The following is a 23442-nucleotide window of genomic DNA, read 5'->3' on the forward strand; positions in this document are numbered from 1 at the left end:
CAACACAATGATGGGATACCGCCAGCAGAGGCCGAAAATCGGCTTAACTGTGTGTCCGGATTTAGTTGACCACTACAATCCGCCAGGCCGAAGACGGCTTTGCCTGGTACCCCACCAGCCCCGAGGTGGCGGCATGAACCAGCAACCTGATAAATCAGCATCACTCGCTTACGGCGCACCGCTGAGCAGCGACTCCTGGTCTGACTTCGTGGCAAGACTACACCACGACTGCATGGGTGAAGGCGTTCATGACCATTGCACCGCCGATGCCATCTTCAAGGTCGAGGCCCGCGAAATCATCTATGGGATAGATCAGGACTATACCGACAAATTAGCAGTGCTCATTGATGACTCCGCATGGTTCAGCCCACAAGAATACTGGGATGACCTGGATGAGGAACAGCAGAGCCAACTTAACGAATTGGCACAAGATCTCGAGGGAAAGGACTTTCTTGAACTGGGAGGATTCCGAGCTCAGTGGAGCCTCCTCGGAGATCTGAAGGATCACACAGTAACTGGCTGGGACGAAAAATGGGTTCCTGTAAACAGCCACTTAACCAAGGATGCGGCTGAGGCATTCATCCAACGCAAGAAGCACGATTACCGTAGAGGGTTGCGTGTATACGTCGATGCCCAAACCCACTGTTGGGAATACAACACCATCAAGGAAGCAATATTGAAGGGCCGTATCGGGCCGACAGACGATCTGCAGCAAATCAAGGATGAGCGGAATACGCTGTTGGCAGCCTTGGAGTTTTACCTGTCCTCTTGGGAGGGTGGCGAAGTGACTTGGTTCAGGGACTGTTATGCAGTTGAGGAAAAGGCCAGAGCCGCAATAGCCACAGTCAAAGGTGGTGCAGCATGAACCACTACGCCCAAGCGCTGGCCGAACTGCAAGCCCAGCCTGACCACGAGCTCAAGCAGATAGGCGACCAATGGCAGACCCCCAAGGCGCTGGCCTGGGGCCTGTTCCACCAGTTCGCCCCCACCCTGGGGCCGGTGGTGCTCGACATGTTCGCCGACGACTGCAACCACCTGGTGCCGCACTACTACGATGCCGAAGACAACGCCCTCACCCAGGAGCTGGCCGCCGACCTGCGCCGCCTCGGTGGAGCAGCCTACGCCAACCCGCCCTACTCGCGCCCCTGCACGGATAGCGAGGGGAACCCCATCACCGGGATGGAGGCCATCCTCAACTACTGCCGCGAGCAACGGGCGCTGGGCGCCAAGATCATGTTGCTCATCAAGGCCGCCACCAGCGAAACCTGGTGGCCGGAAGATGCCGACTTCATCCAGTTCATCAGCGGCCGTATCGGCTTTGAGGTGCCGAGCTGGTACGTGCCCCGCGACCCGAAGAAGGACAAGCCCAGCTCCAGCGGCTTCGCCTCAGCCGTGGTGATCTTCGACGCCGGCTGGCAGGGCGAGCGCCGCCCCGAGGCACGCCTGCGCCGTGACGACCTCATCACCACCGGCACCATCATCCTCGACATGATCCACCGCCAAGCGGTGGAGCTCACCCTGGCCGCCGATCACGTTATCCGTAACGCCACGCCCAAGCTGACCCCCGTGGTCACCCAGGAGCAACCCGCCGAAACAGAACCGGCCGCGGGGGAACCACCAGCAGCCGACGATAACGAGGCCAGCGCCGCGGCGGCGGCCGAACTGGGCTATGCCGACGCCACCAGCATCATGGCCAAGCAGTTTGAGTGCGTTGATCTCGGCGAAGAGCAACAGGATACGGTCAGGGATTATGTGCAAGGCTGGCTGGACGAGCCTTATCCACTCTCCGAGATCTTCTATCGGCTCGATCTGGCCGTCGCCAACCTGCTGGCCGGCAAGCCTATCCATCAGGGCTTTGTCGCAGAAGAGAGTCGTTCCCCCACCCTGCCCCACTGGCAACGCCACCCCGCAGTGAAGGGGGTTATCTACCAGATCGACGATGCGGACATCCTGACCCCGGCCAGGACCGCCGAGCTGGCCGCCTGGATCATCGACAACCTGACGGCGCCAGGCGATCTGCAAGAACTGGCCACCGCCAAGGCCGCCGAGCTGTTGGCGCAGAGTACCGAAGCCACCATCCCAGAGCCAAACCATGCAGAGCGGCAGCTCGAGCTGCTGGATGCCCACCACCCAACCGAGGAACCCAGCACCAAGTCGCTCGAGGACTGGGCCTTTGACTACCAGAACAACGAGCTCAATTTGGGCGGTGCTGTCTGGCATCGCTTTGTCACCGTGCTGACAGTCCTCTATGGGGAGCGGGAGCGCTACACCGCCCGCGAAGTGGCCATCGCCATCTCATTGAGTGATGCGCAGTTGCGTGACCAATTCACCATCATGCCCGATGACGAGCGCGAGCGCCTTGAGCGAATCCTCAATGCTATGGACACGATGGAATGGAACTATAAAGGAGCCCAGCGACCGCTGAACGACCCGCAACGCCAAGCTGCTGCTGTCGCAATCTTCACGGCTCTCATAGCAACGGAAGATGTGCCCAAGCATGAGTTACTCCAACGGGCCATTGCAGCCATCGACAACCTTGAGGAGGAATTCGTATGAGCATCATTCAGGAGGTTGCCGAGTGGGTTCATGCCCGAACCGATGGCGCCATCAGCGCAGAGGTGGCTGCGACCTTCTCCCTCACGGTCAGCAAGGCCAGCATCGTGATGGGCCAGATACACAGGGAGGCCCGCTTCACCACCCGGGTTGAACACTTTTGCATGGTCGGGGAGAACGGCAGAGGGCGGCACACTCGCCGCCTCTTCGTGGACCAGGTGCGGGATCCGCAATGGCACAAGACGCCGGTGATCGGCATCAACGAGGAGCAGCAGATTGTGAGGTTCGACAGCATTGTCGAGGCGGAACGAACAGGCGGGTTTGTGCGCGTCAGCATCACCCGGTGCCTGAACAACTCTCAGGCAACCCATGGTGGCTATCGCTGGACCATCGCTACAAATGAACAGAATGGATAGGAGGAAGCATGCAAGAACAGATTGAGAAGATTGACCAGAGTGAGCTGATGGTCATGCTGGGAAAAGGGCGCACGGCGCTGTATCACCTGCGCATGAGGGATACCACCTTTCCCAAACCCATCGACCACCAGCCACTGCGCTGGATCAAGTCACACATCATGGCCTGGATTGACAGCCACAACCGGATCAGTGGCAACGCCTAGCTCCCGCTGGATCACTGTCCACCAGCGCTCATAGGCAGCCGCTTGATCCTCAAGCCAGTCATGTTTGTTGTAAACAGCCATCACGCCAGTCAGGGTGTGCCCCAGCATCACTTCGGTGATATGGGGCGACACCCCCAATTCCGATAGCCGGGTCGACAGCGTTCGACGAGCATCATGAATCCTCCAATGGGGGATCCCCAGGCTGCTGCGCAAGCGGCTCACCAACCGATTACATGAGTGGATCTCCAGCGGCCCATTCCCCTCCCCCTGACCCGGGAACAGATAGACTGGGTCCACCGACGCCATGGCTGCTCGTTCGAACAGTTGCTTGCCCACCGATGTGATGGGGCGGCGGATAGGCCGGCCGGTCTTGCTGATCTCCGCCGGCACGGTCCAGACCATAGACTCGAAATCCAGGTCCTGACGCTTGAGCGTTCTGGCCTCGGACAGCCGGCACCCATAGACCAGACAAAGCAAGTGAATCACTTTGTTGCCGGTTCCGGCCCGGCTGGCCTCAATGGCCCGCCAGATCTTTGCAACCTCTGGCACCGTCAACACCCGGTGACCGGTCTTGGCGGGAGCGCCAACATCCCTGGCCCGCAGACTCATCATGTTGGGCATGTTGATCGTGCCGCGGCGAACATGCCAGTTGAAGCAGGCCTTTAGCCCCGTGATCACCATACGGGTAACCCCGGGTGCCCGTTCGCTGATGGCATCGAAATAGCTCAACCACATGTCCATGGTGATCTGGTTGATTGGCCGGTCAGGCAAGCGGTTCTTCACCGATGAGAAGGTATAGCGATAGTATTTCTGGGTACCTTCTCGGCACTCCCGCATCACGTACTTCTCGAACCACTCATCAAACAAGGCTGCAGGCGTAGGCTCGTCGCCCGAGGCACTGATCGGCGCAACACCGCTTTTGAGCTCATCGGCCTTTATCCGGGCCTCTCGCAAGGTCAGAGCCGGGTACCGACCAAGAGAGGTCCGAACCCGCTTCCCGTCGACCACATGCCGAACCTGGAACGCAACCACCCCCTTCGGTGAGACCCGGACACTCAACCCATCACCGTCGCTCACTTCGCTCGGGCCAGCATATGGTTTACCATTCACCCCTCGAAGCCAGCTATCTGATAACGCCATTGCTACCCCATTAAAATTTTGTACCACTCTCATGGGGTGTTTTGTACCAGATAATGTACCAGCAGGCCATTGAACAACGTCAGGTTTGGGTGAACGATGAAAGTGTCTTCGGAATTTGCACCTCACCAGAACGGCACTAAACCCTGAAAAATCAATCAGAAGCGCGAACACACAAGAACACATGAGCACATCAGCGAAGCAGACCACCCAGCCCACTTACTACTTCCACGACTACGAGACCTTCGGCATCAGTCCGGCCAAAGACAGGCCGTCGCAGTTTGCGGGCATTCGCACCGACGCGGATTTCAACGTCATCGGCGAGCCGCTGGTGATTTACTGCAAGCCGCCGGCAGATTACCTGCCGGAGCCGGAAGCCTGCCTCATCACCGGCATCACGCCGCAAAAGGCGATGAAGGACGGGCTGTGCGAGGCGGACTTCATCCGCCAGATCCACGCAGAGTTCGCCACCCCGGGCACCTGCGTGCTCGGCTACAACAGCATCCGCTTCGATGACGAGGTGACCCGCTACACCCTCTATCGCAACTTCTATGACCCCTATGCCTACGCCTGGCAGAACGGCAACTCCCGCTGGGACATCCTCGACATGCTGCGGGCCTGCTACGCCCTGCGCCCGCAGGGAATAGAGTGGGCGTTTGACGACGAGGGCAAGCCGAGCTTCCGGCTGGAGAAGCTCACCGTGGCCAACGGCGTGGCCCACGCCAACGCCCACGATGCGCTCTCGGATGTGCTGGCCACCATCGAGATGGCCAGGCTGGTGAAAAAAGCCCAGCCCAAGCTCTTCGAGTACCTCTTTGATCTTCGCAACAAGAACAAGGTGAAGGCCCTCATCGACGTGGTGACCATGAAACCCCTGGTGCACGTCTCCGGCATGTTCTCCCCCTGGCAGGGGTGTGCGAGCTGGGTGTCGCCGCTCGCCTGGCACCCCAGCAACCAGAACGCGGTGATCATGGTGGATCTGACCCGTGACCCGACTCCGCTCATCGAGCTCTCCTGCGAGGAGATCCGCGAGCGCCTCTACACCAGAAAAGAGGAGCTGGGGGATCTGGCTGGCATTCCGGTCAAACTGGTGCACATCAACAAGTGCCCGGTGCTGGCCCCGGCCGCCACCCTGACGCCGGAGCGGGCGGACGAACTGGGCATCAATCGGGCACAGTGCCGCAAAAGCCTGGATCTGCTGCGGGCCCACCCCGAGGTGCGGGAAAAACTGGTGGAGGTGTTCAACCAGGAGTTTGCCGGCAACACCGACGGCGACCCCGACACCCAGCTCTACGCCGGCTTCTTCGGCCACGGCGACAAGTCCACCATGGATCTGGTGCGCGCCACTCCGGCGGATCTGCTGGGGGAGCGGGAGTTTGCCTTCACGGATCCCCGTCTGCCCGAGATGCTGTTCCGTTACCGCGCCCGCAACTGGCCTCACACCTTGAGCGAAGCGGAGCAGAAGCGCTGGCGCCTGCACTGCAGCGACTACTTCAGCCGCCGCCTGCCGGATTATGTGCCGCGCCTGGAAGCCCTGGCGGAACAGAACCAGGGGAACGAACGGAACTTTGCGATTCTAAAGAGTCTCTATCACTACCTTGAAAATCTGTGAGATGTGAGCCGTTTCACAGTTAAAAACCGATGCGTTTCCCCGGCTCGCGACATAATGGGCAGGGAGCCCAAGCTCCTGATAGTGTGAATATTTAGATGCGCTGACGGCATGGATGCCGTGCTTTCGACTGTTGGGGAACTCTCGTTTTATGCGTTCAGCTCTGCCTGCTTTGACACTCGTCGCCTGTGCCCTGCTGCCCCAGGCCGCCCTCGCTGGCGCCCGGTTCGAGGTGCCAGACTACCTCTTGCGCCTGCCGGAGCAGACCTACCGGCTCATCGAGCACAACTTCAGCACCCTCTACCAGCAGACCGACTTCACCCCGCAAATCACCAACAGCTATTTCAACCACTCGGATCTCTACCGCTTCGCCGGCATTCCCCTGGCCATCACGCCGCAAAACGGCTTCCAGATGGAGGTGTTCGGCCAGCTCTACAACAAGTCGTCCCAGATCTATGCCCAGATGAGCCAGGATCTCTCCCTCTATCGCACCCTGCGGGTGGACATGATGGGGGATCAGAGCGACGAGATCGCCATCGGCATGGGGCTCGGCATCCCCCTGACAACCCGCCTCACCGTCAAGGCGCTCGCCTCCAGCAACGAGATCCCGGGCTATGGCTCCGCCAATTACGCCATCGGGATGGAGTGGCACTTCTAGAGACCATTTCGCCACGTAAAAAAGGCTCCCGAGGGAGCCTTTTTGCAGTGCAACGCCATCAGGGGTAGCGGATCACCGCCCCCTGCCCCCCTTGCAGCACCAGGGTGCTCCCCAGGGGCGTCTCGTCCCAGAAGTCCGTGCCCCCCGGCGTCAACGGGAACTCGCAGGCGTGCTCCCCCCAGTTGAACAGGCAGAGCAGCTCGCCGCCCACGGGCAGCGCCACCCGCCCGCGCTCGAATGTCATCCCCTCGAAGCGGGCCGCCGGGGTACGCGCGGCGCACAGGGCGAGCAGCTTGCCAAGGCGCGCCCCTTGCGCCTCGTCCAGATCCTGCAATCTGTCCCCCGCCAGCACCATGCCACCGCTCGCCACCAGGGCGGCCAGGTGAAATTCGTACTCGGCGCGGCTCCCGTGCTGGCCCGGGATATCCCGCAGGCAGACGCAGTCGGGGTCCAGCACCCAGAGCCGCTCGTGCTGCCAGGCGCGGCAGAAGGCTTCTCGCGCTATCTGGCGAAAACGGGGGCCCTGGCGCTCCACGTCATCGCTCACCCGCATGCCGTGCACCAGGCCGAGGCTCGGCCACAGCGGCGCATTGCAGCCGAGCAGGAAGGCCCCCTCCCCGGCGCCGCGCAGGATGGCGGCCATGCCGCGCCGATAGGCCTCCACCCGGGTGGCGGCGGGGTCGTGGAAGCGCCCACCGTGGATGGCCCCCCAGAAGTTGGCATCGAGCTTGAAGTAGTGAATGCCCCACTGGGTACGCAGGGTGCGAAATACCTGCTCCAGGTGGGCCTGCACCTCGGGGTGGGTGCCATCCAGCACGTACCAGGGGGTGCAGCGCCAGCCCCCGTAGGTGACCCGCTCCGAGGGGAGCGGCAGGCCATCCTCCCCTTTCACGAACCAGTCAGGGTGATCCTGGAACACTCGGGAGCCGGGCTCGGCGATAAAGGGGGCGACCCAGAGCGCAGGCTCGCAACCGGCGGCGCGGATCTCCCCTGCCAGGGCCGCCACCCCCTCCTCGAACTTGGCGGAAGGGGTGAGCCAGTCCCCCATCCTGGCCTGATAGCCGTCATCTATCTGCACGTAGCGCAGGGCCGGGAAACGCTCGGCCCGCACCGCCAGGTTCTCGCGAATGTCCGCCGCGCTCACGTTCGCGTAGTAGTGATACCAGGAGCACCAGCCGCTCGGGCGCGTGGGCACCTCCCCCACCAGGGAGCCGTGCTCGGCGGCGATATGCTGCGCCAGCGTCGCGAGCAGGGCCTCCCTGTCCGGCCCCTCCAGGCAGATCAGCGCCTCGCTCTGCCAGTGCGCACCCGGCGCCAGGGTGCGCCCTTCGGTGTTCATCACGATCTCGAGGCGCCCGTCGGGATGGAGGCGAAATTCCCCGCCAAAGCGCTGGCAGCTCGCAAAGGCCAGCAGCAGCCAGCCCCCCTCCTGCGCCACCAGCAGCAGGTTGTGCACCGTGTGGTAGCCATGATCGGCGGTGATGCGATAGACAGACGCATCGGGGCAGCGGCCCAGGTGCTCGGGGGCATTCCAGCGTCCCCCGGTCTGGGCCAGCATCTGGAATCCCTCCCCGTAGATGGCCGCGTCGGGCGCAAGTCCGAGATCCCCCTCAAACAGCCGCCAGTGGTGGACGGCCTCGGACTGCTTCCCTGTGTTGTCAAGCCTCACCCGGCAAAGCGGCCCCTCCCACTGGCGGGTTTGCAGCAGGGCGTCAGGGAGGGCGGGATCGGCGGGCAGTTGGCGCAACCGGGCCAGGAGAGAGGGGGTCGACATGGGAACTCCTTCTTGTGAATGGGGTTGAAGCCGGGCCATTGTATCCCCTGCGGGCCAGTTGACCCTGTTCCCTCCCCCCCGTGCCTGTTAAACTGCGACCTTGCTCACACTTGCCAAGATGAGGCCCCCGTGCTGCTGCAACGCACCCTGCGCTACCTTCGTGATTTTCTGGTCATCATCGCCTGTCTGCTGGCAGGCAAGGCCGTGGCGGCCATCCTGCCCTTCGCCTTCCCCGGCAGCATCATCGGCATGCTGCTGCTGTTCGTGCTGCTCTCCTTGCAGATCGTCCGCTTCTCCTGGGTCGAGCTGGGGGGCGGCCTGCTGCTGCGCCACATGGGGGCGCTGTTCGTGCCGGTGGCGGTGGGCCTGGTGGCCTGGCTCGAGCCCCTGCGCCAATCCTTCGGTCTCATCATGCTCTGCGTCGTGCTCGGCATCGTGCTCATCCTGGGCGCGGTCGGCCACCTCTATCAAAGGATGAACAAGCCATGATCCTCTGGTTCGCCCTGCCCCTCACCCTGGCCCTCTATTTCATGACCCGGGCCCTCTACCGCCGCCTGCCCTGGCCCGTCATCAATCCGGTGCTGATCCCCACCGCCGTCATCATCAGCCTGCTGCTCTGGCTCGATCTGCCCCTGGATCAGTACCAGCAGGGGGCCTCGCCCCTGACCGCCCTGCTGGAACCCGCCGTGGTGGCCCTGGCCCTGCCGCTTTACCAGCAGGCACGCCAGATCCGCGACAAGCTCACACCCATCCTGGCCTGTACCCTCACCGCGGTGCTCATCTCGGTCTGCACCACCCTGGGGGTCGGCCACCTGATGGGGGCGGATCCGGCGCTGCTCGCCTCCATCGCCACCAAGTCCATCACCACGCCGCTCGCCATGAGCGTCAGCCAGTCCCTCGGCGGCATTCCCGCCATCGCCGCCGCCGTGGTGGTGGTGGTGGGGATCCTGGGGGCCCTGGTGGGCTATCCCCTGCTCAAGCTGATGCGGGTCACCGACCCCGAGGCTCAGGGGCTCGCCATGGGAGCCTGCGCCCACGCCATCGGCACCGCCGCCTCCGCCGAGCAGGGGGTGACCCAGGGCGCCTTCTCGTCGCTGGCCATGGTGGTGTGCGGTGTGCTGACCGCGGCCATCGCCCCCCTGCTGTTCGCCCTCTACCACTGGCTGACCTGATCCCCGTTGCCATGGCCGCCCCTGCGGCCATGGCCTCTGTGCCCTTTCACCGTTTCCATCCGATACCCTCGCCTCCCTGATGCCGGGAGCTGGCGCACAGATTGCGAAAGACAAACGTTTCCTTTACCATCCCCGCCCCTTTGCCCATCAAGGCGTGAGCGCGCTCACACAATTCGCCGCGCTTGCTCCCTACAATGGCCCCCCAATTGGCCTTTGAGGACACAGTATGCATCCCCGCTTTGCCAAGCCATTCGAGACCCTTTCCGCCCCGCTCCAGGCCGCCCTGCTGCCCATGCTGGGGGACGATTTCCAGGCCCGTTTCACCCCGGACCAGGTCGCGACCCTGAAAGCCGCCACCGGGCTGGATGACAGGGCCCTGCGTCTGGCCTTGCTGCCGCTGGCGGCCGCCTGCTCGGTGGCCCCCATCTCCAGGTTCTTCGTCGGCGCCATCGCCTGCGGCCTGAGCGGCACCTGGTACTTTGGCGCCAACATGGAGTTCGCGGGCCAGGGGCTGTTCCACTCGGTCCACGCCGAGCAGTCCGCCATCTCCAACGCCTGGCTGGGTGGCGAGACCGGGATCTCCGAGATCACCGTGAACTACACCCCCTGCGGCCACTGCCGCCAGTTCATGAACGAGCTGAGCACCGCCAAGACCCTGAAGGTCTCCCTGCCGGACGATCTCAGCGAGCTGCAATCCTTCCTGCCCCACTCCTTCGGCCCCGCCGATCTCGAGATCACCGATGCCCTGATGAGCCCCCAGGCTCACGACGAGCTGGTGCTCGAGAGCGACGACCCCCTGTGGCAGGCTGCGCTCGCCGCCGCCCGCCAGAGCTATGCCCCCTACAGCCAGGGCTATGCCGCGGTGGCGCTGCAGTTCGAGGACGGGCGCATCTTCTGCGGCCGCTATGCCGAGAACGCCGCCTTCAACCCGAGCCTGCCGCCGATGCAGATGGCCTGCGCCCACGCTGTGCTGGGTGGCGAGGATCTCGCCACCGTGCGCCGCGCCGTGCTGCTGGAGAGCAAGGATGGCCAGATCAGCCAGCGGGATTCGGCCCAGTCCACCCTGAAGGCGCTGGGCTCGGTCGAGCTTGAGTACAAAGCCGTCTGACCCCGGCATCCGTCAACGGGAAGGGGAGCTGCGGCTCCCCTTCTTGCTCTCTGCGGCTCTCATCCTGCCCCTCACCCCCTTTCTCTGCGCCTCTGGCGCCGTGCATCAGATGCCCCCCTGCCCCATGTGAGGGCGGCCTCCCTCCGATGACCTTATTGGCAGACCTCCTCTGCGGTGGCGGGAAGCCCAGGTTAAGGGGCCCAATGCCCCGCCCCCGCCCCTTGCGGCCCCCGTGTGTGACCCCAAGATGCATTTGCCAAGCCACTGGGATCCCGCCTCTCCATGGATTTTGCAAATACCTTCCCTGCCTGTTCCGCCGACGCGGGGCCATATGGCCGCGGCGGGAAATATCGGGGAAGGGATAAATACCCCGCCCCCGCCCCTTGCGACCCCCGTGTGTGACCCCAAGATGCATTCGCCAAGCCACTGGGATCCCGCCTCTCCATGGATTTTGCAAATACCTTTCCCTGCCTGTTTCCTCGACGCAGGGCGGCATGGCGACGGCGGGAAACGTCGGGGAAGGGGTCAATGCCCCGCCCCTTGCGGCCCCCGTGTGTGACCCCAAGATGCATTTGCCAAGCCACTGGGATCCCGCCTCTCCATGGATTTTGCAAATGCCTTTCCCTGCCTGTTTCCTCGACGCGGGGCGGCATGGCGGCGGGAAACCTCGGGGAAGGGATCAATGCCCCAGCCCCGCCCCCTGTCGGCTGCTTCCCCCTGAAATACAGCGGGGGAGCCACTGGCTCCCCCGCTGTCATTGATGTGGCCGATATGGCGGCACCGACCCCTGTCAGGACTCCCACAGGATGCGCTGGCTGCCGGACCAGCGCTCGCCGATGTCCGCGTATTTTTGTTCCAGCAGGTGGCGGCGGATCTTCATGGTGGGGGTCAGCACCCCGTTCTCGATGTTCCAGGGGCTCTTGACCACCAGGATGCCCCGCAGGCGAGCATGGGATTCCAGCTTGTCGTTGACCCGATTGAGGGCAGCCTCCAGCTGGGCTTCCACCCCGGCCTTGTCCCCCTTCATGGCGCTCTCGGCGAGCTGCACCAGGGCGACCGGCTGCGGCATGCCGTAGCCGATGACGCAGAGCTGCTCGATGATGGGCTCCTGCCCGAGCATCCCCTCGATGGGCACCGGGGCCACGTACTTGCCCTTGGCGGTCTTGAAGACGTCCTTCATGCGGCCGGTGATGGTGAGGTAACCCTCCCGGTCCAGCTTGCCCATGTCACCGGTGTGCAGCCAGCCCTCGGCGTCGATGGCCTCCGCACTGTGCTCGGGATCCTTGTAGTAGCCCACCATCATGCCGTCGCAGCGACAGAGGATCTCCCCCTCGTCGGAGATCTTGATGGTCACCCCGGGCCCGGCCTTGCCGACGGTGCCTATCTTGTCCGCCCGGAACGGGTAGTTGAGGGTGGAGTAGGCGTGGTTCTCGGTCATGCCCCAGGCCTCGGTGATATGGATGCCGATGCTGTGATACCACTCCAGCAGCGCCGGGGCCACCGGCGCAGAGCCGCAGCCCAGCACCCGCGCCTGATCCAGCCCCAGCCCCTTTTGCAGCTTGCTCTTGATGAGGCTGGAGACGAGGGGGATCTTGAGCAGCAGCGCCAGCTTTTTCTGGGGCAGCTTCTCGTGGATCTTGATGCGGAACATGGCCCAGAGCCGCGGCACCGAGATGAAGACGGTGGGACGGCAGCGCTTGACGTCCTCGATGAAGGTGTCGAGGGATTCGGGGAAGGCGATGGTGGCACCGCTGAACAGGCTGCCGCCGTAGATGTAGACCCGCTCCGTGATGTGGGCAAGGGGCAGGTAGGAGAAGCCGCGATCCTCGGCGGTGAGGGAGACCGCCTCCACCAGCTTCTCACAGGACCAGGCGTAGCGCTCCACGCTCAGCATGGCCCCCTTGGGCTTGCCGGTGCTGCCGGAGGTGTAAACCAGGCTCAGCAGGGCATCCGGCGCCTGCACCGGGCTGTCCGGGATGGGGTCGTATTGCGCCAGCAGATCGTCCCACTGGTGGGTGGCCGGCATGGTGTCGTAAGGCAGAGCGATACGCAGCAGATCCCCGGGCACCCCCGCCTCCTGGCTCTTCCAGTCGTCCAGCTTGCCGACGAAGATCGCCCTGGTTTCGCTGTGGCGCAGCACGTATTCGATGGTGTCGACGTTGGCGGTGGGGTAGATGGGCACGCTCACGTATCCCCCCATCTGCATCGCCAGATCGGCGATGAACCACTGGGCGCAGTTCTTGGAGAGCAGGGCCACCTTGTCACCGGGCACCAGGCCCAGGGCGCGCAGTGCCGTCACCATGCGCCGCGCCTCGTCGGCAACCTCACCCCAGGTGAAGTCGACGTATTCGCGGTGGATGGTCTGACGCAGATAGATTCGGTCGGGACACTGCCGCTCCCAGTGATAGAGCATCTCGAGCGGCAGTCTGGTGGCAATGCGTGAGGTGGAGGCCATGGTTTAATCCCTGAAACAAAAGGCGAGCCTCATTATTAACCTTTTGATAACACTCAGGGAAGCAGATTACTTAAACTTGTGTTTGAACTGCGAATGGGATCAAGCTTCCGCCTGGGCCTGCAGACGCTTCCACATCTCCTGCACCAGCACCTCGTCCTGCTCGGAGAGCTCACCCTGCAAGATGGCCTCGTTCAGGCTGCGCAGCACATAGCTCTTGACGTCCCGCACCAGGGTCTTGCCCTCCAGCTCGGCGCGCGCCACCGCAAGGGAGATGTGCCCTCGCAGATAGCCACCCGCAAACAGCTCGTCTTCGCTGGCCGTGGCGACCATGGCGTCGATCAGTCCCAACAACTTGTGTTCAAAATCGTGAATCGTCATTTAACGCAGCCTCATTTCCGGGGTTGCCGGCAAAAAATTCGGGGAGTGGAACCGCGATCCGGTTGATCGCGGCTCTCTGGCGCCAGGCCAGCCGCATCCTTGATGTCCTATTCCGGGTTGGCCACCGGGTAGATGACCTGATCCTTGTATCCCGTGGTTATGCGCAGATAACCACTCAACGACCGGTTCAGTGCCGGATCGTCGGTGTCCACCAGCAGCGGACGGCCTTCTAGCGCCGCCAGCTTGGCTTTGGTGGCGAGCACCTGGATATGCTCGCGCCCGACGGCCCGGATCACGTCTGGACTCAATTGCTGATTTCCGCGCCCGAACAGATGTCCCTGACCGCCGATCAGGGTGATGATCAGACGGCAGCGACGGCCGCGGATCCGGGTCAGGATCTCGGCGGCGGACAGATCCTGCCCGATAAGCCGGCCATTTTCCACCAGATCCACACCGAGCAAGGTATTTTCCAGACCCAGCTCACCCATGCAGGCGGCCACCGTGCTCCCCGACCCCATCAGGTAGAGGGTATCGGGCTCCATCTGCTCCACCACACCGGCGGCGAGATCGGCGAGCACCAGCTCCTCGGACTCCCGCCCCCCCTGCTTGACCGCCTGCACGTAGCGCAGATCCCCGGGCACCAGCAGCTGGCCGTAGTGGCGGGCGCGCACCTTGCCGGCGCGAAACGCCTCCTCGTCGATGTCCATCACCTCCGCATCCACCAGGCTCAGAAGCTCCCCTGCGATCATTCTGGCCGCCACCCGGCCGCTCGCCGCCGGCGTCACCCCGTAGACCCCGGAGTGGATTTTGCACCCCGCCGGGATGCCGAGCACATGGCAGGACTCCCCCACCGCCGCGCAGATGTCACGGGCGGTGCCATCGCCACCGGCGAAGAGCAGCAGATCCACCCCGGCATCGCGCAGGGCCAGGGCGGCAGCCCGGGTGTCCTCGGCGCTCGTCTGCGCCCCGGCAGGCCGATGGACGATGCGATGGGGCAGCCCCAGCTCGGCGGCGAGGTCGGCCCCCATCTCTTCGGCCACCGTCAGCAGCTCGAATGACGTGGTCAGCTCGCACAGGGGCAACAGGGCCTGGCGGGCCCGCTCCCGGGCCTTGGGGACGGCCCCGCGCGCCAGCGCCTCGGCGACCATGCCGTCACTGCCCTTGAGACCGACGGCCCCGCCGATGCCGGCGACGGGGTTGATGATGAGCCCTAATCGAAACATGTTTCCCTCCTGTTGGATCGCCGCCATTTTTATCTTTTCCCGCCACTGGGACAAGCCATGACCCCCTGCTAAAATGCGCGGCTTCTACCTCAATCACTGTTCAACCAAGGTTCAATCATGCTGGAATGGATTGCTGACCCCTCCGCCTGGGTCGCGCTCGCCACCCTGACCCTGCTCGAGATCGTGCTCGGCATCGACAACATCATTTTCATCTCCATCCTGGTGGGTCGCCTGCCGGAAGCCCAGCGCCAGAAAGCGCGCATCCTGGGGCTGGGGCTCGCCATGGGCACCCGCATCCTGCTGCTGCTCTCCCTGGCCTGGGTGATGCGCCTCACCGAGCCCCTCTTCACCGTGCTGGGGGAAGCCATCTCGGGACGGGATCTCATCCTGCTGGTGGGGGGTCTGTTCCTCATCGCCAAGAGCACCCACGAGATCCACCAGAGCCTGGAAGGGGCCGCCGAAGAGGCGGGTGTGGTGAGCAAGACCGCGGGCTTCCTGTCCACCCTGGTGCAGATCGCCATACTCGACATCATCTTCAGCCTGGACTCCGTCATCACCGCCGTGGGCATGGCGGATCATGTCCCTGTCATGGTGCTGGCCATCATCATCGCCGTCGGCGTCATGATGTTTGCCGCCAAGGCCATTGGCGACTTCGTCGATACCCACCCCACCATCAAGATGCTGGCCCTCTCCTTCCTTATCCTGGTCGGGGTGGCGCTGATGGCCGAAGGGCTGGATCTGCACATTCCCAAGGGTTACATCTACTTCGCCATGGCCTTCTCGCTGGTGGTGGAGATGATCAACATCCGCCTGCGCGGCCACCAGGAGCGGGCCAAGTAAACCGCGACCTGCCGAGAGATGGCCAAACAAAAAGCGCGACCCAGGGTCGCGCTTTTTTATTGCCCCGCCAACGGGGCGCCTTGGGCTCAGAGGGCGTTGCGAGCGGCCACGGCGTCCGCCAGGTTGCGCAGCAGCACCTCGGTATCGGCCCAGCCGATGCAGGCGTCGGTGATGCTCTGGCCGAAGGTGAGCTCGCACCCGTCCACCAGATCCTGACGCCCTTCCACCAGGTGACTCTCCACCATGACGCCGAACACCGCCTTGCTGCCGGCACGCAGCTGACCGGCCACGTCCTCGGCCACCAGCATCTGGTTCTTGAACTGCTTGCTGCTGTTGGCGTGGCTGAAGTCGATCATCACTTTCTGGGGCAGACCGGCCTTGTCCAGACCACTCACCACCTCATCCACGTGACGGGCGCTGTAGTTGGGCTCGCGGCCACCGCGCAGGATGATGTGACAGTCCGGGTTGCCAGCGGTCGAGACGATGGCGGAGTGGCCGTACTTGGTCACCGACAGGAAGTGATGCGGGGCGCTGGCGGCGCCGATGGCGTCGATGGCCACCTTGATGGTGCCGTCGGTGCCGTTCTTGAAGCCCACCGGGCAGGAGAGACCGGAAGCCAGCTCGCGGTGTACCTGGGATTCGGTGGTACGGGCGCCGATGGCACCCCAGCTCATCAGATCCGCCACGTATTGCGGGGTGATCATGTCGAGGAACTCGGAGGCGGTCGGCAGCCCCATGTCGTTGAGATCCAGCAAGAGCTTGCGACCCAGGCGCAGGCCGTCGTTGATCTGGCAGCTGTTGTCGAGATAGGGGTCATTGATCAGCCCCTTCCAGCCCACTGTGGTACGGGGTTTTTCGAAGTAGACCCGCATCACGATCTCCAGCTGATCTTTCAGCTCGTCGCGCAGCACCTTGAGGCGTTTGCCGTATTCCAGGGCGGCGACCGGATCGTGGATGGAGCAGGGGCCGATCACCACCAGCAGGCGATCATCGTCGCCGGCCAGGATGTTGTGGATGGCCTGACGGGATTCAAACACGGTGGCCGAGGCGGTGTCGGTCGCCGGAAACTTCTCAAGCACCGCAACCGGGGGCAATAACTCTTTGATTTCACTGATACGAACGTCGTCGGTTTGATGCTGCATGACCAAGTTTCCTGCTAGATGACTGCGATAAAGAGATCTCAATCTAGCCCTGTGCCGGGTCGGTGTAAATAGAAAATTACATTCTTCGGCAAGGAATTTTATTATCGCACCTTGCAAGTTTGCATAATGCTGCTAGGAGGCATGAAAAAAGCGGGGGGGCAGAGATGAAAAGGCCCGCACGAAGCGGGCCGAAAGGGCTCAGGCCTGACTGACGCTGGCCAGCTTGTCGAAGTAGTCCGGGAAGGTCTTGGAGGTGCAACCCGGATCATTGATGGTGACCGGCGTATCGGAGAGCGCCACCAGGGAGAAGCACATGGCGATGCGGTGATCGTTGTAGGTGTCGATGGCCGCGTGGGTCAGCTGTGCGGGCGGGATCACGGTGATGAAGTCGTGCCCCTCCTCCACTTCCACGCCCAGCTTGCGCAGCTCGGTCGCCATGGCGTGCAGTCGGTCGGTCTCCTTCACCCGCCAGTTGTAGATGTTGCGGATGGTGGTGGTGCCCTCGGCAAACAGCGCCGTGGTGGCGATGGTCATGGCCGCATCCGGGATGTGGTTCATGTCCATGTCGATGCCCTTGAGCGGCCCCTGCTCGGCCTCGATGAAGTCATCGCCCCAGGTGATGCGAGCCCCCATCTTCTCCAGTACGTCAGCGAAGTGGATGTCCCCCTGGATGCTGTGCTTGCCGATGCCGGTAACCCGCACCTTGCCCTTGATGGCACCCGCCGCGAGGAAGTAGGAGGCGCTGGAGGCATCCCCTTCCACCAGGAAGTCCCCCGGGCTGACATAGGTCTGGTTGCCCTTGATGTAGAACACCTTGTAGTCGTCGTGCTCGATGACCACCCCGAACTGTTTCATGATGTGCAGGGTGATGTCGATGTAGGGCTTGGAGACCAGCTCCCCCTTGATATGGATGCGGGTGTCGCCGGCCGCCATGGGGGCCGCCATCAAGAACGCCGTCAGGAACTGGCTGGAGACGGAGCCGTCGATGTGGACATCGCCACCCCAGAGCCCCTTGGCATCCACCACCAGGGGCGGATAGCCATCTTTCTTCAGGTACTGGATGTGGGCACCCGCTTCGCGCAGGGCATCCACCAGGTGGCCGATGGGGCGCTCTTCCATGCGCGGCTCGCCGCCCAGGGTGTACTCGCCGGAGCCCAGGCACAGGGCGGCGCACAGGGGGCGCATGGCAGTGCCGGCATTGCCGAGGAACAGGTTGACCGGCGCCGAGACCGCGAAGCTGCGGCCCAGACCGTGCACGGTGCACTCGGTCTTGTCGGCGGAGAGCTTGTACTTGACGCCGAGCTGGGTCAGCGCCGCCAGCATGTGGCGGATGTCATCGCTGTCGAGCAGGTTGGTCAGCCGGGTGGTGCCCCGGGCCAGGGCCGCCAGCAGCAGGGCCCGGTTAGAGACACTCTTGGAGCCGGGCAGATTGACCACCCCGGCCACGCTAGAAATGGGTTCCAAACGCAACGAATTCATAGACTTCCTGTTCGATCTCAATTAAATCACCTGACCGGACGTTAACAGCCCGCGTCCCCCGCGGCAAGTTCGACAGTGGCACGACCGCGGGAGAGGGCAGCCTGGGTCAGGATGGGTCTGAAAAACAGACGCCGGGGAGTCCCCGGCGTCTGGCAATGGGGAGGCACGCCTCAACCGTGGCGTTTGGCAAAGTCATCCATAAAGCTGACCAGGGCCTTGACCCCTTCCAGGGGCATGGCGTTGTAGAGGCTGGCGCGCATGCCACCGACGATGCGGTGTCCCTTGAGGGCCAGCAGACCGGCCGCTTCCGACTCCGCCAGGAACAGCTTGTCCAGGGCCTCGTTTTTCAGCTGGAAGGGCACGTTCATGCGGGAGCGGCAGGCCACATCCACCTTGTTGCCATAGAAGCTCGACTGATCGAGGTAGCCGTAGAGGAAGTCGGCCTTCTCCTTGTTGCGTGCTTCCATCGCCGCCAGGCCACCCTGCTCCTTGAGCCACTCGAACACCAGACCGGCCAGGTACCAGGCGTAGGTGGGGGGCGTGTTGAACATGGAGTCGTTCTTGGCGGTGAGCTGGTAGTCAAAGATGGACGGCACATCGGCGCGGGCCTGGTTCAGCAGGTCGTCGCGCACGATGGCGATGGCCAGACCAGAGGGGCCTATGTTCTTCTGGGCACCGGCGTAGAGGATGCCGAAGCGGCTCACATCGAGGGGACGGGAGAGGATGGTGGAGGAGAGATCCGCCACCAGGGGCACATCGCCGGTGGCCGGGATGTCGAACATCTCGATGCCATCGATGGTTTCGTTCGGGCAGTAGTGTACATAGGCAGCATCGGCGCGAAACGCCGGCGTCGGCAGCAGGTGGGAGACTCCCTGCTCGTTCTTGGCTACCCCCTGGAAGGTCTGGATGTCACCGTATTTCTGGGCTTCATCCACGGCACTCTGGGCCCAGACGCCGGTCACCAGGTAATCCGCCTTCTTGTTGGCGCCACCCAGCAGGTTCATGGGCACGGCGGAGAACTGGCCGCGGCCACCGCCGTGCATGAAGAGCACCTTGTAGTTGTCCGGCACCGCCAGCAGGTCGCGCAGGTCCGCTTCGGCCTTCTCGGCGACCGCCATATAGGGCTTGCCGCGATGGGAAAGCTCCATGACCGAGGCTCCCAGCCCCTGGAAATTACAAAATTCGCGCTGGGCGCGCTCCATGACTTCAACCGGCAACATGGCGGGGCCGGCGCAGAAGTTGTAAATCTGTTTGCTCATGACGCTTTCCGTGAATGGATGTGTGTGATCGGTGACTCGAACGTTTTTACACGACAGCCCCCCGTGGGGGCAAAGGCTTTTTGGGATCCAGCGCAACCTTTTGCCCCGGCACCACCGGGCCCCCATCAGACAAAAGCCCTGAACGGGCCAGGGCTTGCAGAGAATATGCATGGAAACGGGGGCGAGACAGCACGGACGGCTTTCTTCGCCCCTTTGTGGCAAATTTACAGCTTGGCGGTGAGCTCCGGCAGCAGGGTGAAGAGATCCCCAACCAGACCGTAGTCCGCCACCTGGAAGATGGGGGCCTCCGCGTCCTTGTTGATGGCGACGATCACCTTGGACTCCTTCATCCCCGCCAGATGCTGGATGGCGCCCGAGATGCCCACCGCGATGTAGAGCTCGGGGGCCACCACCTTGCCGGTCTGCCCCACCTGCAGGTCGTTGGAGACATAACCTGCATCCACGGCGGCCCGCGATGCCCCGACGGCAGCCCCCAGCTTGTCCGCCAGAGCGTCGATGAGGGCAAAGTGCTCTTTCGAGCCGAGTGCCCGCCCGCCGGAGACCACCACCCGGGCCGCCCCGAGCTCGGGTCTGGCGGAGCGCACCGCACGCCGCTCGATGAGCCGGGTACGGCAGCGCACCTCGGCCACCGGCAGCGATTCCATCACGGCACGCTCCTCCCCGGAATCGGCCTTGGCGAACGCGGTGGGCCGCACGGTGAGCACCTTGACGGGGGCGCTGCTTGCCACCCGGGCGATGGCGTTGCCCGCATAGATGGGACGCAGGAAAGTGTCGGGCCCCTCGATGCCGGTCACCTCGGCGATCATCTCCACCCCGAGCCTGGCCGCCACCCGCGGCAGCAGATCCTTGCCCTGGCTGCTGGCCGCCATCAGGCAGTGCTGGTAGTCCCTGGCCACCTCGGCGAGCAGTCTGTCGACCCCGTCGTTGAGCCCCTCCGCCAGCATGGGATGTTCCGCCAGCAGCACCCGGTTTACCCCCGTGAGGGCGGCGGCCTGCTCCCCCGCCTCCGTCAGCCCCTGCCCCAGCAGCAAGAGGTGCACCTCGCCCCCCAGGCGCCCCGCCGCCGTGACCAGCTGGGCCAGGTTGTCGGCGATCCGCCCCTGATGATGTTCCGCAATCACAAGTACGCTCATGGCAGCACCTTCATGTCATCCATTGATCCCTTGCTCCCCTGGGCCGCTGCCCCATGCATGGCGCTCACGCCTGCGGGAGGCATCCCTCTCATGCCCCTGCCCATCAGAGCACCCGGGCTTCGTGCTTGAGCTTGTCCAGCAGCTCGTCCACCGAGCCCACCCTGATGCCGGCGCTGCGCACCGGCGGCGCCATTACTCCGAGCTGCCGTGTCTGGCCGGCCGGCACTACCCCGAGGGCGGCGAACGGCTGGCTCTCCAGCGGCTTGCGCTTGGCCTTCATGATGTTGGGGAGGGAGGCGAAGCGAGGCTCGTTGAGGCGCAAGTCCACGGTCACCACGGCGGGCAGCGCCATGCCGAGGGTCTCGAGGCCACCGTCTATCTCGCGGGTCACCTGCAATTCCCCCTCCACCAGCCTGATGGCGGAGGCGAAAGTGGCAAGTGGCCAGTCATTGAGGGCGGCGAGCATCTGCCCTACCTGATTGTTGTCAGAGTCGATGGACTGTTTGCCGAGCAGCACCAGATCGGGCTGCTCCTGCCCGCACACCGTTTGCAGGGCCCGGGCCACGGTGAGCGGGGTCAGGGTCTCGCCGGTAACATAGTGCAGCGCCCGATCCGCCCCCAGCGCCAGGGCATGGCGCAACTGCTCGGCCGCCGCCTCGGGGCCGAAGGTCACCACCACCAGCTCGGATGCCACGCCGGCTTCCCGCAGCCTGACCCCCTCCTCCACCGCGATTTCACAAAACGGGTTGATGCCCATCTTCACATTGGCGAGCTCCACATCGGAGCCATCCCCCTTGACCCGGATCCTGACGTTGTAATCAACGACCCGTTTGACTGCGACCAGCAGCTTCATGGCGGTCATCCCTCATACCTGTTGTGTGGGTCCACCTTGTCGTCACTCACTTTTCTGCTGACAAAGTGGTTTACGTTTACGTAAACTACCAGCACTACCCTAGGCCAAGTCGAGCGCAGAGGCAAGATGGAACGCGAAGCAATGGAATTTGATGTCGTCATCGTCGGTGGCGGCCCGGCAGGCCTGAGCGCCGCCATCGCATTGAAGCAGCAGGCCCCGGCCCTCTCGGTCTGCCTGCTGGAGAAAGGGGCCGAGATCGGCGCCCACGTCATCTCCGGCGCCCTGCTCGATCCCGTCGCCCTCAGGGAGCTGCTGCCAGAGAGCTGGCAGGAAGCCCCCCTCGGCGTGCCGGTGACGGATGATCAGGTCCATCTGCTGCAAAGCAACACCCGCTCCCTGCAACTGCCCCACTGGGCGGTGCCGCCCCGCATGCACAACGACGGCAGCCACATCATCAGCCTCGGCACCCTCTGCCGCTGGCTCGGCAAGCAGGCCGAGGCCCTCGGTGTCGAGATCTACCCGGGCTTTGCGGCGAGTGAGCTCATCGTGGAAGAGAACAGGATAAGAGGGGTGGTGACCGGCGATCTTGGTCTCGACAAGGAGGGCAACCCCAAGCCGGATCACGTGCCCGGCATGGCCCTGTATGGCCGCTATACCCTGTTTGCCGAAGGGGCGCGCGGCCACCTCGGCAAACAGCTGATCGCCCGATTCCATCTGGAAAATAGCGCCCAGCCGCAGCATTACGCCATCGGCTTCAAGGAGGTGTGGCAGGTGCCTGCGGGACAATCCCATCCTGGGCGGGTGCTCCATGGCAGCGGCTGGCCCCTTGGTGAGGGAAAGGGCAACAAGAGTCAGGGGGGCTTCTATCTCTATCATCTGGCCCAGGATCAGGTGGCAGTTGGCCTTATCGTCGATCTCAACTACCAGAATCCCTGGCTCAGCCCCTTTGACGAATTCCAGCGTCTCAAGCACCACCCCCTTATCGCGGCAACGTTGCAGGGGGGCGAGCGCATCAGCTACGGCGCACGGGCCATCACCAAGGGGGGCTGGCACTCATTGCCGCGCATGCACTTTCCCGGCGGCCTGCTCATCGGTTGTGACGCGGGCACCCTGGACTTCTCCCGCATCAAGGGGATCCACACCGCCATGAAGTCCGGCATGGTGGCGGCCGCGACGGTCGCCATGGCACTGCGAGGAGGGGATGAAGGGGGACGGGATCTGGCCGAGTTTCAGGACGCGCTGCTGCAAAGCTGGCTGACCCGGGAACTGAAGAGGGCCCGCAACGTTGGGGCCGCCCTGCACCGCTTCGGCCCCTGGCTCGGCGGCGCCTTCAACTGGCTGGAGCAGCGACTCTTTGCCTTGACCTCTCCTTTTACTCTGCTGGACAAGGAGCCGGATTACCGCCAGCTGCGCCTGGCCAGCCGTTGCAAGCCCATCGACTACCCCAAACCCGACGGCAAGCTCAGCTTCGACAAGCTCTCCTCCGTCTATCTGGCCAGCACCAGCCACGACGAGGATCAACCCTGTCACCTGACCCTTCAGGACGCGCGCATTCCGGTCGAGGTCAACCTGCCCACCTGGGCCGAACCCGCCCAGCGCTACTGCCCGGCGGGGGTGTTCGAGATCCTTGATGGGGATACCCGGCCAAGGCTGCAGATCAACGCCGCCAACTGCATTCACTGCAAAACCTGCGACATCAAGGATCCCAGCCAGAATATCGTCTGGACGCCGCCCCAGGGCGGCTCGGGCCCCAACTACCCCAATCTGTAACAGGCTTGCCCACGCACACCAGAGCAGATAACAAGGAGACGCAGCCCCGGAACACCGCCCGGAGACCGTTTCCTGCGCTTGGCCGGGGGCTGTCGCAGGGCGACCAGCAACCCGCCATTCCCGCCGGTGAGCCCGGGCCCTCCCCCACACCAGGGCGAACAAAGGAGGCGACGCCGGGATCGCCCGTTTCGGGGTCGCCACGGCTGATCCGACCTCGCCGCTTTTTTGAGCGAACAGGCTGAACCCCTGATGAATAGGC

At 63.7% G+C, this 23442-nt stretch carries 21 protein-coding genes; 11 read left to right on the top strand and 10 right to left on the bottom strand.

Annotated features, from left to right (window positions below; translation table 11 throughout):
* The first annotated feature begins 133 nt into the window (after positions 1-133).
* Genes OKC41_RS16115 through OKC41_RS16130 form a run of 4 tightly spaced genes read left to right on the top strand, consistent with a single transcriptional unit; the run spans position 134 to position 3172 of the window.
* Complete coding sequence (locus tag OKC41_RS16115) at positions 134-865, top strand: hypothetical protein (RefSeq protein WP_201894682.1); 732 nt, start codon at positions 134-136, stop codon at positions 863-865.
* Positions 862-2556 carry a phage N-6-adenine-methyltransferase gene (locus OKC41_RS16120; protein ID WP_270672155.1) on the top strand — a complete coding sequence of 565 codons (1695 nt, stop codon included), beginning with the start codon at positions 862-864 and terminating at the stop codon, positions 2554-2556. Before OKC41_RS16115 ends, OKC41_RS16120 begins: the two co-directional genes overlap by 4 nt.
* Positions 2553-2969, top strand: a complete 417-nt coding sequence (locus OKC41_RS16125) for a hypothetical protein (protein WP_201894683.1) — start codon at positions 2553-2555, stop codon at positions 2967-2969. Before OKC41_RS16120 ends, OKC41_RS16125 begins: the two co-directional genes overlap by 4 nt.
* A gap of 8 nt (positions 2970-2977) precedes the next feature.
* Entirely contained in the window at positions 2978-3172 is a 195-nt protein-coding gene (locus OKC41_RS16130; protein ID WP_102948335.1) for an AlpA family transcriptional regulator, read from the top strand.
* On the opposite strand, the gene OKC41_RS16135 is transcribed toward OKC41_RS16130, so the two are convergent.
* On the bottom strand, positions 3119-4312 hold the full coding sequence (locus tag OKC41_RS16135) for a site-specific integrase (protein WP_201894684.1): 1194 nt from the start codon (positions 4310-4312) through the stop codon (positions 3119-3121). The genes OKC41_RS16130 and OKC41_RS16135 overlap by 54 nt on opposite strands.
* Positions 4313-4493: 181 nt before the next feature.
* Between OKC41_RS16135 and sbcB the strand changes: the two genes are divergently transcribed.
* A complete protein-coding gene (sbcB, locus tag OKC41_RS16140) occupies positions 4494-5921 on the top strand; it encodes an exodeoxyribonuclease I (RefSeq protein WP_201894685.1) in 1428 nt (475 codons plus the stop codon).
* Positions 5922-6069: 148 nt separating this feature from the next.
* Positions 6070-6576, top strand: a complete 507-nt coding sequence (locus tag OKC41_RS16145; RefSeq protein ID WP_010674463.1) for a hypothetical protein — start codon at positions 6070-6072, stop codon at positions 6574-6576.
* 58 nt (positions 6577-6634) lie between these two features.
* Here the strand turns inward: OKC41_RS16145 and OKC41_RS16150 are convergent, their stop codons facing one another.
* Complete coding sequence (locus OKC41_RS16150) at positions 6635-8350, bottom strand: alpha-galactosidase (protein WP_270672156.1); 1716 nt, start codon at positions 8348-8350, stop codon at positions 6635-6637.
* Positions 8351-8479: 129 nt separating this feature from the next.
* On the opposite strand from OKC41_RS16150, the gene OKC41_RS16155 reads away from it, so the two are divergent.
* The 3 genes from OKC41_RS16155 to cdd all read left to right on the top strand — a co-directional run bounded on the left by OKC41_RS16155 (position 8480) and on the right by cdd (position 10630).
* Positions 8480-8839: a CidA/LrgA family protein gene (locus OKC41_RS16155; RefSeq protein WP_270672157.1), complete on the top strand. Its 360-nt coding sequence runs from the start codon at positions 8480-8482 to the stop codon at positions 8837-8839.
* Positions 8836-9522, top strand: a complete 687-nt coding sequence (locus OKC41_RS16160) for an LrgB family protein (protein ID WP_270672158.1) — start codon at positions 8836-8838, stop codon at positions 9520-9522. Before OKC41_RS16155 ends, OKC41_RS16160 begins: the two co-directional genes overlap by 4 nt.
* A gap of 226 nt (positions 9523-9748) precedes the next feature.
* Positions 9749-10630 (top strand): cytidine deaminase, encoded by an 882-nt coding sequence (cdd, locus tag OKC41_RS16165; protein WP_010674459.1) that lies wholly within the window; start codon positions 9749-9751, stop codon positions 10628-10630.
* Positions 10631-11420: 790 nt separating this feature from the next.
* Here cdd and OKC41_RS16170 read toward each other — a convergent pair.
* The 3 genes from OKC41_RS16170 to OKC41_RS16180 form a co-directional block, all read right to left on the bottom strand.
* Entirely contained in the window at positions 11421-13085 is a 1665-nt protein-coding gene (locus OKC41_RS16170) for an AMP-binding protein (RefSeq protein ID WP_042863732.1), read from the bottom strand.
* Positions 13086-13184: 99 nt separating this feature from the next.
* Positions 13185-13463: a YfcL family protein gene (locus OKC41_RS16175; protein ID WP_010674457.1), complete on the bottom strand. Its 279-nt coding sequence runs from the start codon at positions 13461-13463 to the stop codon at positions 13185-13187.
* A 107-nt stretch (positions 13464-13570) separates the two neighbouring features.
* Positions 13571-14686 carry an ATP-NAD kinase family protein gene (locus OKC41_RS16180; RefSeq protein ID WP_042881832.1) on the bottom strand — a complete coding sequence of 372 codons (1116 nt, stop codon included), beginning with the start codon at positions 14684-14686 and terminating at the stop codon, positions 13571-13573.
* Positions 14687-14803: 117 nt separating this feature from the next.
* Here OKC41_RS16180 and OKC41_RS16185 point away from each other — a divergent pair, with 117 nt between their 5' ends.
* Complete coding sequence (locus tag OKC41_RS16185) at positions 14804-15526, top strand: TerC family protein (RefSeq protein ID WP_010674455.1); 723 nt, start codon at positions 14804-14806, stop codon at positions 15524-15526.
* Positions 15527-15612: 86 nt separating this feature from the next.
* Here OKC41_RS16185 and aroG read toward each other — a convergent pair whose 3' ends face one another.
* The 5 genes from aroG to OKC41_RS16210 all read right to left on the bottom strand — a co-directional run bounded on the left by aroG (position 15613) and on the right by OKC41_RS16210 (position 21413).
* Positions 15613-16668 carry a 3-deoxy-7-phosphoheptulonate synthase AroG gene (gene aroG / locus OKC41_RS16190; protein ID WP_041212942.1) on the bottom strand — a complete coding sequence of 352 codons (1056 nt, stop codon included), beginning with the start codon at positions 16666-16668 and terminating at the stop codon, positions 15613-15615.
* Between the two features lie 198 nt (positions 16669-16866).
* A complete protein-coding gene (gene aroA / locus OKC41_RS16195; protein ID WP_042863731.1) occupies positions 16867-18147 on the bottom strand; it encodes a 3-phosphoshikimate 1-carboxyvinyltransferase in 1281 nt (426 codons plus the stop codon).
* A 170-nt stretch (positions 18148-18317) separates the two neighbouring features.
* On the bottom strand, positions 18318-19406 hold the full coding sequence (gene serC, locus OKC41_RS16200; RefSeq protein WP_010674452.1) for a 3-phosphoserine/phosphohydroxythreonine transaminase: 1089 nt from the start codon (positions 19404-19406) through the stop codon (positions 18318-18320).
* Positions 19407-19630: 224 nt separating this feature from the next.
* Positions 19631-20560, bottom strand: a complete 930-nt coding sequence (locus tag OKC41_RS16205) for an electron transfer flavoprotein subunit alpha/FixB family protein (RefSeq protein ID WP_201894688.1) — start codon at positions 20558-20560, stop codon at positions 19631-19633.
* 103 nt (positions 20561-20663) lie between these two features.
* Positions 20664-21413 carry an electron transfer flavoprotein subunit beta/FixA family protein gene (locus OKC41_RS16210; RefSeq protein ID WP_039038996.1) on the bottom strand — a complete coding sequence of 250 codons (750 nt, stop codon included), beginning with the start codon at positions 21411-21413 and terminating at the stop codon, positions 20664-20666.
* Between the two features lie 126 nt (positions 21414-21539).
* On the opposite strand from OKC41_RS16210, the gene OKC41_RS16215 reads away from it, so the two are divergent.
* The gene (locus OKC41_RS16215) at positions 21540-23183 is read left to right on the top strand and encodes an electron transfer flavoprotein-ubiquinone oxidoreductase (protein ID WP_201894689.1); all 1644 of its coding nucleotides are present in this window, start codon (positions 21540-21542) and stop codon (positions 23181-23183) included.
* The last annotated feature ends 259 nt before the right edge of the window (positions 23184-23442 follow it).

This window comes from Aeromonas sp. QDB17, assembly GCF_027705305.1.
In the GTDB taxonomy this organism is placed as follows: domain Bacteria; phylum Pseudomonadota; class Gammaproteobacteria; order Enterobacterales; family Aeromonadaceae; genus Aeromonas; species Aeromonas caviae.

Excerpts from the sequence above, each read along its gene's own strand:
- OKC41_RS16115 (WP_201894682.1), top strand. The coding sequence starts at position 134 with ATGAACCAGCAACCTGATAAATCAGCATCACTCGCTTACGGCGCACCG.
- OKC41_RS16120 (WP_270672155.1), top strand. The coding sequence starts at position 862 with ATGAACCACTACGCCCAAGCGCTGGCCGAACTGCAAGCCCAGCCTGAC.
- OKC41_RS16125 (WP_201894683.1), top strand. The coding sequence starts at position 2,553 with ATGAGCATCATTCAGGAGGTTGCCGAGTGGGTTCATGCCCGAACCGAT.
- OKC41_RS16130 (WP_102948335.1), top strand. The coding sequence starts at position 2,978 with ATGCAAGAACAGATTGAGAAGATTGACCAGAGTGAGCTGATGGTCATG.
- OKC41_RS16135 (WP_201894684.1), bottom strand. The coding sequence starts at position 4,312 with ATGGCGTTATCAGATAGCTGGCTTCGAGGGGTGAATGGTAAACCATAT.
- sbcB (WP_201894685.1), top strand. The coding sequence starts at position 4,494 with ATGAGCACATCAGCGAAGCAGACCACCCAGCCCACTTACTACTTCCAC.
- OKC41_RS16145 (WP_010674463.1), top strand. The coding sequence starts at position 6,070 with ATGCGTTCAGCTCTGCCTGCTTTGACACTCGTCGCCTGTGCCCTGCTG.
- OKC41_RS16150 (WP_270672156.1), bottom strand. The coding sequence starts at position 8,350 with ATGTCGACCCCCTCTCTCCTGGCCCGGTTGCGCCAACTGCCCGCCGAT.
- OKC41_RS16160 (WP_270672158.1), top strand. The coding sequence starts at position 8,836 with ATGATCCTCTGGTTCGCCCTGCCCCTCACCCTGGCCCTCTATTTCATG.
- cdd (WP_010674459.1), top strand. The coding sequence starts at position 9,749 with ATGCATCCCCGCTTTGCCAAGCCATTCGAGACCCTTTCCGCCCCGCTC.
- OKC41_RS16170 (WP_042863732.1), bottom strand. The coding sequence starts at position 13,085 with ATGGCCTCCACCTCACGCATTGCCACCAGACTGCCGCTCGAGATGCTC.
- OKC41_RS16175 (WP_010674457.1), bottom strand. The coding sequence starts at position 13,463 with ATGACGATTCACGATTTTGAACACAAGTTGTTGGGACTGATCGACGCC.
- OKC41_RS16180 (WP_042881832.1), bottom strand. The coding sequence starts at position 14,686 with ATGTTTCGATTAGGGCTCATCATCAACCCCGTCGCCGGCATCGGCGGG.
- OKC41_RS16185 (WP_010674455.1), top strand. The coding sequence starts at position 14,804 with ATGCTGGAATGGATTGCTGACCCCTCCGCCTGGGTCGCGCTCGCCACC.
- aroG (WP_041212942.1), bottom strand. The coding sequence starts at position 16,668 with ATGCAGCATCAAACCGACGACGTTCGTATCAGTGAAATCAAAGAGTTA.
- aroA (WP_042863731.1), bottom strand. The coding sequence starts at position 18,147 with ATGAATTCGTTGCGTTTGGAACCCATTTCTAGCGTGGCCGGGGTGGTC.
- serC (WP_010674452.1), bottom strand. The coding sequence starts at position 19,406 with ATGAGCAAACAGATTTACAACTTCTGCGCCGGCCCCGCCATGTTGCCG.
- OKC41_RS16205 (WP_201894688.1), bottom strand. The coding sequence starts at position 20,560 with ATGAGCGTACTTGTGATTGCGGAACATCATCAGGGGCGGATCGCCGAC.
- OKC41_RS16210 (WP_039038996.1), bottom strand. The coding sequence starts at position 21,413 with ATGAAGCTGCTGGTCGCAGTCAAACGGGTCGTTGATTACAACGTCAGG.
- OKC41_RS16215 (WP_201894689.1), top strand. The coding sequence starts at position 21,540 with ATGGAACGCGAAGCAATGGAATTTGATGTCGTCATCGTCGGTGGCGGC.